The sequence below is a fragment of the Corallococcus sp. AS-1-12 genome (assembly GCF_020036995.1).
Lineage (GTDB): Bacteria > Myxococcota > Myxococcia > Myxococcales > Myxococcaceae > Corallococcus.
This window is the reverse complement of record NZ_JAIQDD010000007.1, coordinates 359,206-370,077: the sequence shown is the minus strand read 5'-3', so window position 1 is coordinate 370,077 and position 10,872 is coordinate 359,206. Positions and strand designations below refer to the sequence as shown.

Sequence of the window (10,872 nt, the reverse complement as noted above, 5' to 3'; positions counted from 1 at the left end):
GTCGCTTCAGCGTCCGCCGGTCCATCGCGACCGTAGATCATGATCGACCGGCGGCTTCAACAACCGACTAAGTGGTATTAGAGCCATGTCCAAATGGGTAACCGCATCAGCGGTGTCCCCCTGACCCAGCCATCGCCCGCTGCAAACGACGAAGCGCGGGTCCCCACCACACCGGGGGCCCGCGCTTCTTCGTTTCAGGCGCGGCGGGGAGCGGCTACCGGCGCCACTTCTGCGCGGCGGTGCCGTTGCACTCCCAGAGCTGCAGCGGGGTGCCGCTGGCGGAGTTGCCGCCCGTCACGTCCACGCACTTGTTGGCCTGGGGGTTCACCAGGTCACCGGCGCCGGAGAGGATGAACTGCTGCGCGGGGTTGCCGTTGCAGCTCACCAACTGGATGGCCGTGCCGTTGGCGCTGGAGCCCCAGGCCACGTCCATGCACTTGCCGAACGCGCGCACGGTGCCGTCCGACATGAAGGTCCACTTCTGCGCGTTGGTGCCGTTGCAGTCCCAGAGCTGCAGCCGGGTGCCGTCGTTGCTGTTGGAGTTCGGCACGTCGATGCACTTGTTCGCCAGGCCGATGATGGGGCCGCCCGTGCCGCCACCGCCCGTGGTGGTGAGCGACAGGCCGTAGGCGCTCAGGATGGGGAGGAGCGGCTGGAAGACGGTGTTGCCGCCGGAGGTGCAGTTGCCGCCCGCGCCGGACGTCACGCCCTGCGCCTGGTTGCCGGACAGCCATGAGCCGCCGGAGTCACCGCCCTCCGCGCACGCGCTGGACGCCGTGAGGCCGTACACCGGGCCCGCGGAGTAGTTCACCGTGACGTTCTTCCCCGTGATGACGCCGCAGCGCCAGCCCGTGGTGGAGCCCGAGCGGCACACGGACGCGTTGACGCCCGCCTCCTGCGAGCCCTGCACCAGCACGTTGGCGCCCGCGTAGTTGTTCACCCACGGCTGCGAGCCCCACGAGCCGTTGGTGCGCACCCAGGCGTAGTCGTTGCCGGGCCAGCTCGCCGCCACCACCGTGCCCTGCGCCACGCCGTTGAAGCCGCTGGTGCCCGTGCCCGGCCCGCCGCAGTGGCCCGCCGTCACGAAGCCGCCCGCCACCGGGAAGCCGATGGAGCAGCGCGAGCCGCCCGGGTAGTACGCGTCACCGCCGCGCAGGTCGTACACCGGCTGGAACTCCTCGCGCGACGGCACCGTGCGCACCGCGGGGTGCTTCACGCCCGCCTTCGCGACGAAGTCCGTGCCGCCCGTCAGCGCGGAGTCCTGCGCCAGCACCACAACGCTGTTCGTCATCACGTCCACGTACCAGGCATGCACGGCGCGGCCCGCCATCCGGCTGTCGCGGTCCAGCCGGGCCTTCACCGCCTCCAGCTCCGCCTGCGTGTACTTCACCTTCTGGGGCACCGCCCCCGCGCGGCGCACCGCGTCCGCGTCCGCGTCCGTCGTCACGCCCACCACCAGCGCGCCGCCGTCCGCGCTCATCCACGCGCCGCCAAAGCGCTCGCCCAACTCCGCGCGCAGGGCGCCCTCCACGCGCACCGCCGCCGCCTCCGACGCCAGCCGCCGCTTCGCGCCGTCCGCCGTCAGGCCCAGGTCCCGCTGCATCGCGGAGAGCAGCTCGGGCGACACGTCGTGCGCCAGCGCCGCCTCCGCCGGGGAGGGCGCCGCCATCGCCATCGTGGGAATGACGCTCAACGTGGCGCCAGCGAACAGCGCCGTCGCGGTGGAGAACAGCCCGGAGGTCCGCTTCATCGGGTCCTGCCTTTCGTGCTGCGGGGGAGCCCGGAGTGAAACCCGACTGAGCCGAGATAATCAAACAATTCAAGAATTGCTTAAATTCTCCGACATTTTTGTGTGGCCGAAGAAAGTCCCCGGAGACAAGAAGGCCCGGTGCGTCATGTGACGCACCGGGCCTCTGGACTTGCTTCGGTGACGGGCGGAAGTCAGCGCTTCGCGCGCGGGGCCAGCGCGCGGGCGGGGGCCCGGCGGCGGCGCAGCGCGACAGCGCCCAGCATCAGCAGGGCCCCGGCGAAGGGCAGGGTGCCGGACGTTCCGGACGCGCTGCAGCCCCCCGCCATGGCGTCCGCCGAGTCCGGCAGGCCATTGGGGTTGTTGGACACGGGCGTGGAGGTGGGGGGCTGCCCGCCCACGCTGGGGAACTGGGTGGTGGGCAACTGCGGCGTCTGCGTCACCGGGCTCTCCGCCACGGGCGTCTCCGTCACCGGCGTGGGGTCTTCCTGCGGGATGGTCGTGTCATCCGGCACGGGCGTGGGCGCGGGCGTCTCCTCCACCGGCGCGGGCGCGGGCGGCATCACGTCCTCGAGCGTCGTCGCCATGGTGAAGCCGTCGTGGAAGATGGTCCCTTCGGGCTTGATGACGTTGTCGCGGTACAGGCCCATCTTCAGGTAGTTCAGCTCCTTGCCGAACTGGTTGGCGCCGTAGGTCTTCGGCAGCACGTGCTCGCCGTTGTGCCACAGCTCCACGAAGCCGACCTTCTTGTCGGAAGACCACTTCACGTGCAGCACGAAGTCGTGCCAGTTGCCCTTGTTGATGGACGTCTGCCACAGCACGGGCGTGGTGTTGCCGCCCACGCGCAGGTTGATCTTGTCCCCGCGCACGAAGAACTCCAGCGGCGGCGAGCCACAGCAGCTCTCCTGGTGCCACTGGGTGATGACCTGCCACGAGTCATGCACCGGGTAGTTGGAGGGGAAGAGCGTGCTCCACTTGTAGTAGTACTCCTTCCCCTGCGTCTCGTGGGTCAGGTAGAGCAACTCGTTGCGGTTGCCGCTGGCGTTGATGGGGTTGTCGCCCTGCTTCACCGTGGCCTTGAGGGCGTACTTTCCGTCACGCACCACGTCGGTCACGACCTGCAAGCGGCTGTTGGCAACGGCCTGTTGGCGCGTCCACTGGGACGTGTTGCCGGTCTCGAAGTCGCCCTTCCAGATGACGCCAGCGAAAGACAGGGCGGGCATCAGGGAGGCCGCGGCAACGAGTTGAAGGAGTCGCTTCAAACAGGGGTCCTTTCGGTCCGGGTTGGGCCCAGGGGACACGCGGCGGGAAAAAAGCCTTCCCGCCCCATCCCGCCTGCCAACCCCCTGCCGCACGCGCGCCCGCCGGGCCGCCTGGTGGGGTACGAGGGGGACGGGGCCCTGCCGCCCGTCACTTCCCCAGGCATGCCGAAGCGCGTGATTCCGGGTGGATGCGGGCGCTCAAACCATTCGCCGGGAGCAGCCGTGCAGCCGAGCCCCCGGGCGTCATCCCCCCAACAACCTGACGGCCCGGCGCCCTGTCTCCCTCCCGCGCCGGACGTGGGAAGTGGGGCCTTTTCTCAAGATCGGCGGAGCAGGCCGTCTATTGGTGCGTGTGTCACCCCAAACATCCGATGCGCCTGTTCTCCCACCGCCTTGCTGCCCACCGCGTCATGGAACGCCCGGAGGCAGGGGATGGGGCCAGGTCGGCGTTCGTCGGAGGTTGGTGTAGAACGGCCCGGAGGGGCGGCGGGGGGGCGACGCCCGAGGGGACCGCATGGTGAAGCCGGCGAAGACGAGTCTCTGGGCGCTGGCCATGGCCATCCCCCTCCTGGCGGCCGGCGTCGCGGCCGTGAAGCCCCGGGCGCAGCCGCAGCCCCTGCCTGACACCTTCTGGACGGATCGCCGCGCGGCGGCCCGCATCGAGGCCCGCCTCACGCACCCGGAAGCGGACCGCTACCGCTCGCGCGCCCCCGCGGGGGGCTGCCCGGTGCCCGCCGAGCCGATGCCCCTGGGCCCGCTCGCCCGCATGGAGGCCCGGGAGGACTGGGGCGGCATCGCGGCGGCATATGCCCTGGAGGGCGAGTGGAACCAGGCGGCCTCCTTCCTGGAGCGCCTGCCGGCCTCGCCGGAGCGCGACAGCGACCTGGCGGCGGTGGCGCTCGCCCGGGGAGACCATGAGCACGCGCTGCGCCTGCTGGACGCGGCGCTCACCGCGAAGCCCGGCCTGACGCAGGCCCTGTGGAACCGCGCGCTGGTGTTCCGGGAGATGGGGCTGACGCTGCGCGCGTCGGAGCTGTTCGAAGAGGTGGCCAGGCGCAACGAGCAGGGCTGGGGGCGCGAGGCCCACGCCCAGGCGCTGTCGCTGCGCGAGGCCACGCTGGAGCGCCAGCGCCAGTGGAAGGCCGCGCGCGACGCGACCCTGGCCCTGGTGGAGGACCCGAAGGCGCCGCTGCCCATGGACGCGGCCCGGCAGCTCCCGGGCGCGGTGCGCGGCATCTTCTATGACGCCGTGCGCGCCGCGGCGTCGAAGGAGCGCGCGCTGGCGCTGCTGCCCCTGGCGAAGGAGCTGGACCGGGTGCAGGGCGGCAGCGTGCTCACGGACTACGTGCAGCGCGTGGCGAAGCGCGACTTCTCCCGCCGGGCGGACCTGGCGCGCCAGTACGCGGAGACGCTGCGCGCGGGCCACGCCGTCCCGGAGGCGCTGCTGAACCGGGCGCGCGCGTCCGGTGACGACGACATCTACCTGGGCGCGCTCCTGCGCGGCCGCAACGGCTCCCTGACGGGCCTGCAGGACATGGTCGCGCGCGTCAGCCGCATGGGCGACCCCTGGTTCACGTACATCGCGGAGCGGGACCAGGCGCGCCAGGAGGTCGCGGAAGGGGCGTGGTGGAAGGCCGAGCAGCGGCTCTTCAACGCGCTCCAGCGCTGCCGTGAGACGACGCTGTCCGTGCGCTGCCTGGACCTGGAGCGCCGGCTGACCATCTTCTACACGGATCAGCAGCGCCTCACGGAGGCGGAAGCCCACGCGCGCGTGCTGTGGGCGGGCGCGCGGCAGCTCCGCGAGTGGGAGACGGAGTTCAACGTCCTGGAGATCCTCAGCCACGTGTCGCGCTCCCGCAACGACCTGGGCAGCGCGCGCGCCTACCTGGAGGAGTGGGCCGCGCGAGGCGCCACCCGGAGCTGCTCCTGGCCCCACGTGCAACTGGCGCACCTGTACTCCCTGGACCTGCGGCCGGACGCCGCGCGGCGCGAGCTGGAGGCGGCGGACGCGTGCGCGGACAACCCCATGGAGCTGGTGTTCGGCGCGACGGTCGCGGAGCTGTCGCGCTTCGGCGCCGGCCCCCGCGACGCGGAGTGGCTGAAGACGGTCACCACCAAGGCCCTGGAGGGCCCCTCCGTCCCGGAGAGCGACCGCATCTACACGCGCTATCTGGAGGGCCGCTTCCTCCTGGACCAGGACCGGGCCCGGGGCGAGGCGCTCCTCAAGCAGGCCATCAAGGACGCGGAGGCCCTGCCCCGCGGCGACGTGCTGGGGCGTGAGACCTGGGCGCTCAGCTACTCGTCGCTCGCGGCGGACGCGGGCCGCGCCGGCGAGTTCCCCAAGGTGGTGGCGCTGATGGCCGCGCAACTGGGCACGCCCGTCCCTTCGCGGTGCGCGCTGGCGGCCAGCGTCCACGCGGAGCGCACCACCCTGGTGGCGCTGGGGCCCAAGGGCGAGGTGAAGGGCTACTACGACGGCTCGCGCCGCGAGTCCGTCGCCCGCGCGGACTCGTCCCGGCTGGTGCCGGAGCCCCTGCGCCAGACGCTCACCGGCTGCGAGCACGTGGACGTGTTCGCGTGGACGCCCCTCTTCGGCCGCACGGACCTGCTGCCGCCGGAGCTGGCCTGGAGCTTCCGCCTGGGCCGCACGCAGGGGCCGCGCCCCGCGCCGGCGTCCACCGCCTCGCGCCGCCTGGTGGTGGCCGGCGTGGAGGCGCCGTCGCTCTTGCAACTGCCCCGGCTCCCCTCGTGGACGCCGGAGCCGGAGCCCGGCGCCGCGCCGCCGGACGTGCTGTCCGGCGCGGACGCCACGCCCTCGCGCGTGCTGGAGCGGATGGTGGACGCCACGGAGATTGAAATCCACGCGCACGGCATCACCGACCCCAGCATCTCCGGCGCGTCGCTGGTGGTGCTGTCACCGGAGGTGAACGGCCGCTACGCGCTCACCGCGGACGTGGTGCGCGAGCAGAAGCTCACCGGCGCGCCCACCGTGTTCCTGGCCGCGTGCAGCGCGGGCCGCACCGCGGCCCAGACCACGGAGCCCTTCAGCCTGCCCGCGGCCTTCATCGACTCCGGGGCCCGCGCGGTGCTGGCCTCCACGGTGGACATCCCGGAGACCGCGGGCCGCTTCTTCGACGGCGTGCGCCGGAGCATCCACGCCGGCAAGCCCGCCGCCGTCGCGCTGCGCGACGAGCGCCAGGCGTGGCTCGCGCGCGACGCCCGCGCCGTCTGGACGCGCTCCGTGCTGCTGGTGGAGCGGGCGGACTGAGCCGCTCAGAAGGGAGCGTCCAGGTGCGTGTTGCCTCCCGGCACGAGGAAGTGATGGAAGGTGACGCTGGCGCTCACGTCCAGCGCCTTCACCCAGTGCCACCAGCCCACCGGCAGGAACACCATGTCTCCGGGCTCCAGCACCGCCTCCAGCACCGTGGCCTCGGCGAACAGCGGGTGCGCGGCCAGGTCCGGCTTCGCCGCGTCCACGTGGCTGAAGGTGCCCCGGTGCGGGTACACGCGGTGGCGCTCGAAGGACGGCACCAGCCGCACGTGCTTGCGGCCCATCACCTGGCCCAACAGGATGTTCATGTTGTCGTGGTGCAGCGGGGTGACGGTGCCCGCGGGCCCCAGCAGCAGCGTCAGTTGATCCGCCCGGAGCGACGGGTCGATGAGCCCCGCGGGGGCCCGCAGGTCCTCGCGCAGCGGCGCCAGCCCCTCGCGCCCCCAGTTCTCGTTGCGCGGCACCATGTAGAAGTCGTTCGTCTCCCCGGCCGTCTCCACCCGGGTGAGGAACTCCGAGAAGGGCATCCGCGCCCGGTGCCGGTCCTGCTCGGCCGCGTGCTCCGGGTTGGCGTCGCGCCCCACCATCACCTCCACCTCCACCGCGCCGAACCGCTCGCGGAAGTACGGCAGCGACCAGCGCTTGAGCGCGGGCCAGTCCGCCATCAGGCCGCGCAGCACCACCGGCCGGTGGCCCAGGTAGTAGCGGCGGAAGAACTCCTCCGGGGACACCCCCTCGCGCACCTCCAGCTCCCGCCCCCCGTCCCGGGCGCGCAGCTCGCTGTAGACATCCATCAGCGACTCCAGCCACCCGAAGTGCCGGGCCACCTGGAGCGCCGCCTTGAAGTAGGGGTGCTGCCCCACCGCGGCGACCTCCTCCCGCGCCAGCGCCGGGTCCACCCCGGCCCGCACCAGCGTTTGCTGTACGTCCTCCGCCGACACTCCCAATGCCAGGTTCTCCGCCAGCCACTGCCGCCAGGCGGGGTGCAGCGGGGACTTGTCCTCGTTCATTCAGAACTCCTTGAAATCCTTGGAGGAATGACCCTGGGGGCCACTCCTGTCGGTGAGGCGAGCCGTGCTATGGACCACGCCCAACAGTCTTTTTCTACCCATCCCCGGTTTTCGCCGGACTTCCGCCGTACCAGGAGAAGCGACCCATGATCCCCGGAGACGTGTCCTCCCCCATCAATGCCTTCGAGCCGGACCGCAGCGCGCCGCACGTGAAGAATTCGTACGTCAACTGCTCGGAGCGCGGCCCCAAGCGGCGCCGCCCGCTGCCGCCGCCGTCGGTTCCCCCCCTGCTGGCGGGGCCGGAAGGGGCCCGCTGAGCCGCCTGCCGGGCGGGCTTGTCTGCCCTTCCGGGCATTTTTCTCTCAAGAAACGAACCGCTCGGCGTCTTTAGTCAGGAAAGCCCACCAGTCACTTCGGGGCCTTGGGTCATGGCCAATCTCTTCAACCGGGAAAAGCGCCACTTCGAGGCGTTCATCCAGCGACACCGGCCCAGCCTGCTGGCGGTGGCGCGGCGGTTGTGCGCCCGCGGCGTCCTGGACCCGGAGGACCTGGTCCAGGAGGCCTTCGAGCGGGCGTTGCCGGAGTTTGGCCACCTGAAGGACCGGACGGAAGCGGCGTGCGCGGCGTGGCTGTGCACGACGATGACGAACCGGTTCCTGGACCACTGCCGCCGGCAGCGCACGGAGAGCCGGGGGCTGCCGCACCTGGCGCTGGTGCAGGACCTGCCGGTGACGGGGGATGGCGACCAGGAGAACTGGGAGCTGGTGGGCAACGACGCGTTCCAGGCGGCCATCGAGCAGCTCAAGCCGCACCTGCGGGACGCGTACAAGCTTCACGCCGAAGGCCGCCGCTATCAGGCCATCGCCGAACATTTCAACGTTCCCGTGGGAACCGTGGGTAGCTGGCTGACGCTGGCGCGCCGGGACCTGCGGGAACTGCTGCTTCCGAGCGTCGCCGTGGCCCGGGAGCGGGGAGTCCAGTCATGAACGCGCATTGCACCCGGTTGCACCTCTTCATGGACGGCGAGCTGTCCGAGTCCGACGCCGAAGGGTTCCGGAACCACCTGCCGCGCTGTGCCGCCTGCGAGGGGGGCCTGCGGGACCTGCTCCAGTTGGAGCTGCTGGCGGCGCGGGCCCTGGGCACGGGCGTGGCGGAGGCGCCGGCCGCGAAGCCGGAGGGCAACGTGGTGGCGCTGGGCGCGTGGGTGCGCAGGAACGCGCGCGTGGTGGTGCCGCTGGCCATGGCCGCCAGCCTCTGCGCCGTCTTCGTGCCGCGCATGATGCCCGCCGCGGGCGACGTGCCGGCGGTCGTCTTCCTGGAGAACCACACCACGCGCGAGCTGGAGGCCCGCCTGTCGGATCCGCGCGCGGACAAGTGGCGCCGCTACAGCCCCATGCTCGGTGACGCGGACACCGTGGAGGCCGGGAAGGGCACCCTGCCGCTGCGCCCGCTGGCGGAGATGGAGGAGCGCAAGGACTTCCGCGGCATCGTCGCGGCCTACGTGCTGCACGGCCAGTGGCAGCAGGCGCAGGCGGTGCTGGCGCGCGAGCCCGCGTCGGCGGCGCGCAACGTGGACCTGTCGGTGGTGGCGCTGCAGAACGGCCGCTACCAGGACGCGCTGTCGCTGTTGGATCCGGTGGTGCGCGCGGATCCGCGCCACCCGCAGGCGCTGTGGAACCGCGGGCTCGCGCTGAGCGCGCTGGGCCAGAAGGAGCCCGCCGCGCGCGACTTCGACCAGGTGGCCGCGCTGGGCGAGCCGGGCTGGAGCGACGAAGCGCGCAAGCTGGCGGAAGAGCTGCGCGCCGCCGCCCGCTGAAGCACGCGGGACTCCCCCCGCGCGTCATGAGCGTCCACCACCGGGCGCTTTCGCGCGGGGTTTCGCCTCACCGCTCGGGATGACGTGACAGGCTGCTGGGGTTGTCGGAACACTCCAGGAGCCGCCCATGCCCGAGTCCCCATCCGCCGACTACGCGTCCACCCGCCGTGACTTCCGGTGGGAGCGGCCGGCGCACTTCAACTTCGCCACGGACGTCATCGACCGGCACGCGGCCGAGCGGCCCCAGGCCCCCGCGCTCCAGTGGTCCGACGAGTCCGGGCGCTCCCAGCGCTTCACCTTCCAGGACCTGAAGGAGCGCTCGCTGCACGCGGCGCGCTTCCTCACCGGGCTGGGCCTGAAGCGCGGCGACCGGGTCTTCATCCTGATGCCGCGCGTGCCGGAGTGGTGGTTCCTGGTGCTGGGCTGCATCCGCGCGGGCATCGTCTTCATGCCCGGCACGCCCATGCTCACCGCCAAGGACATCCGCTACCGGCTGGAGGTCTCCGGCGCGAAGGCCGTCCTCACCGACGCAAGCTGCCTGGACCGCTTCGAGGGCGTGCTCGGGCAGGCCCCCGGCGTGACGACGTGGGTGTCCACCGGCGACGCGCCTCCGCCGTGGACGCGCTATGCGCCGGAGCCGTTGGCGGAATCCCAGGCGACGGCGTTCCCGCCCACGCGCTCGGATGAGCCGCTGCTCATCTACTTCACGTCCGGCACCACGGGCATGCCGAAGATGGTGCTGCACACGCAGGCCAGCTACGGCCAGGGGCACCTCATCACCGGCCGCTACTGGTTGGACCTGACGCCGGAGGACCGGCACCTCACGCTCAGCGACACCGGCTGGGCGAAGTGCGCGTGGGGCAAGCTCTTCGGCCCGTGGAGCGTGGGCGCGTGCAACGTCGTGTACGACTTCCGCGGCCGGTTCGACCCCATGGCCTTCCTGAAGGTGCTGGAGCGGGAGCGGGTGACGACCTTCTGCGCGCCGCCCACCGCGTGGCGCGCGCTGGTGCTCCAGGACCTGAAGGCGGTGGAGCTGTCCTCGCTGCGCCACTCGCTGAGCGCGGGCGAGCCGCTCAACCCGGAGGTCATCCAGACGTGGAAGGAGGCCACCGGGCTGCACATCCGCGAGGGCTACGGCCAGACGGAGACGGTGGTCATCGTCGGCATCTTCCCCGGCATGGAGCCGCGCGTGGGCTCCATGGGCAAGCCGTCCCCGGGCTTCACCGTGGCCGTCATCGACGAGCACGGCGACGAGGTGGCGGACGGGCACGAGGGCGACATCGCCGTGCGCGTGAAGCCGGAGCGGCCGGTGGGCCTGTTCGCGGGCTACCTCCACGACGACGCGGCCAACGCCGCCAGCAGCCGGGGGGACTGGTACGTCACCGGCGACCGCGCGGTGCGCGACGCGGACGGCTACCTGTGGTTCGTGGGCCGCTCCGACGACGTCATCAAGACGTCCGGCTACCGCGTGGGCCCCTTCGAGGTGGAGTCCGCGCTGATTGAGCACCCGGCGGTGGCGGAGTCCGCCGTCATCGGCGTGCCGGACGACAAGCTGGGCCACCGCATCAAGGCGTACGTGCTGCTCACGCCGGGCCACACGCCGTCACCCCAGCTCGCGCAGGAGCTGCAGGACTTCGTGAAGAAGACCACGGCGCCCTACAAGTACCCGCGCGAGATTGAATTCGTCGCGGAGCTGCCCAAGACGGTGAGCGGGAAGATCCGACGCGCCGAGCTGCGCGCCACCCAGAAGAGGTGAGCGGCGCGCA

Annotated in this window: 8 protein-coding genes; 5 read left to right on the top strand and 3 right to left on the bottom strand. The window is 71.9% G+C overall.

Annotation, left to right across the window (positions count from 1 at the left end):
- Positions 1-214: 214 nt before the first annotated feature.
- Positions 215-1,750: a S1 family peptidase gene (locus K8556_RS15245; protein WP_223740799.1), complete on the bottom strand. Its 1,536-nt coding sequence runs from the start codon at positions 1,748-1,750 to the stop codon at positions 215-217.
- 191 nt (positions 1,751-1,941) lie between these two features.
- Positions 1,942-2,970, bottom strand: a complete 1,029-nt coding sequence (locus K8556_RS15240) for a polysaccharide lyase (RefSeq protein WP_223740798.1) — start codon at positions 2,968-2,970, stop codon at positions 1,942-1,944.
- 553 nt (positions 2,971-3,523) lie between these two features.
- On the opposite strand from K8556_RS15240, the gene K8556_RS15235 reads away from it, so the two are divergent.
- The gene (locus K8556_RS15235; protein WP_223740797.1) at positions 3,524-6,277 is read left to right on the top strand and encodes a CHAT domain-containing protein; all 2,754 of its coding nucleotides are present in this window, start codon (positions 3,524-3,526) and stop codon (positions 6,275-6,277) included.
- A gap of 5 nt (positions 6,278-6,282) precedes the next feature.
- Here the strand turns inward: K8556_RS15235 and K8556_RS15230 are convergent, their stop codons facing one another.
- Positions 6,283-7,290, bottom strand: coding sequence for a cupin-like domain-containing protein (locus K8556_RS15230; RefSeq protein ID WP_304503968.1), 1,008 nt, complete (start codon positions 7,288-7,290; stop codon positions 6,283-6,285).
- Positions 7,291-7,436: 146 nt separating this feature from the next.
- Between K8556_RS15230 and K8556_RS15225 the strand changes: the two genes are divergently transcribed.
- The 4 genes from K8556_RS15225 (at position 7,437) to K8556_RS15210 (ending at position 10,862) form a co-directional block, all read left to right on the top strand.
- A complete protein-coding gene (locus tag K8556_RS15225; protein WP_223740796.1) occupies positions 7,437-7,607 on the top strand; it encodes a hypothetical protein in 171 nt (56 codons plus the stop codon).
- 111 nt (positions 7,608-7,718) lie between these two features.
- On the top strand, positions 7,719-8,276 hold the full coding sequence (locus K8556_RS15220) for an RNA polymerase sigma factor (RefSeq protein WP_223740795.1): 558 nt from the start codon (positions 7,719-7,721) through the stop codon (positions 8,274-8,276).
- Complete coding sequence (locus K8556_RS15215; RefSeq protein ID WP_223740794.1) at positions 8,273-9,106, top strand: zf-HC2 domain-containing protein; 834 nt, start codon at positions 8,273-8,275, stop codon at positions 9,104-9,106. Before K8556_RS15220 ends, K8556_RS15215 begins: the two co-directional genes overlap by 4 nt.
- A gap of 127 nt (positions 9,107-9,233) precedes the next feature.
- Positions 9,234-10,862, top strand: coding sequence for an acyl-CoA synthetase (locus tag K8556_RS15210; protein WP_223740793.1), 1,629 nt, complete (start codon positions 9,234-9,236; stop codon positions 10,860-10,862).
- The last annotated feature ends 10 nt before the right edge of the window (positions 10,863-10,872 follow it).

What these genes read in the sequence shown, in the direction of transcription:
- K8556_RS15230 (WP_304503968.1), bottom strand. Translation starts at nt 7,290, where the DNA reads ATGAACGAGGACAAGTCCCCGCTGCACCCCGCCTGGCGGCAGTGGCTG.
- K8556_RS15245 (WP_223740799.1), bottom strand. Translation starts at nt 1,750, where the DNA reads ATGAAGCGGACCTCCGGGCTGTTCTCCACCGCGACGGCGCTGTTCGCT.
- K8556_RS15220 (WP_223740795.1), top strand. Translation starts at nt 7,719, where the DNA reads ATGGCCAATCTCTTCAACCGGGAAAAGCGCCACTTCGAGGCGTTCATC.
- K8556_RS15210 (WP_223740793.1), top strand. Translation starts at nt 9,234, where the DNA reads ATGCCCGAGTCCCCATCCGCCGACTACGCGTCCACCCGCCGTGACTTC.
- K8556_RS15235 (WP_223740797.1), top strand. Translation starts at nt 3,524, where the DNA reads ATGGTGAAGCCGGCGAAGACGAGTCTCTGGGCGCTGGCCATGGCCATC.
- K8556_RS15215 (WP_223740794.1), top strand. Translation starts at nt 8,273, where the DNA reads ATGAACGCGCATTGCACCCGGTTGCACCTCTTCATGGACGGCGAGCTG.
- K8556_RS15240 (WP_223740798.1), bottom strand. Translation starts at nt 2,970, where the DNA reads ATGCCCGCCCTGTCTTTCGCTGGCGTCATCTGGAAGGGCGACTTCGAG.
- K8556_RS15225 (WP_223740796.1), top strand. Translation starts at nt 7,437, where the DNA reads ATGATCCCCGGAGACGTGTCCTCCCCCATCAATGCCTTCGAGCCGGAC.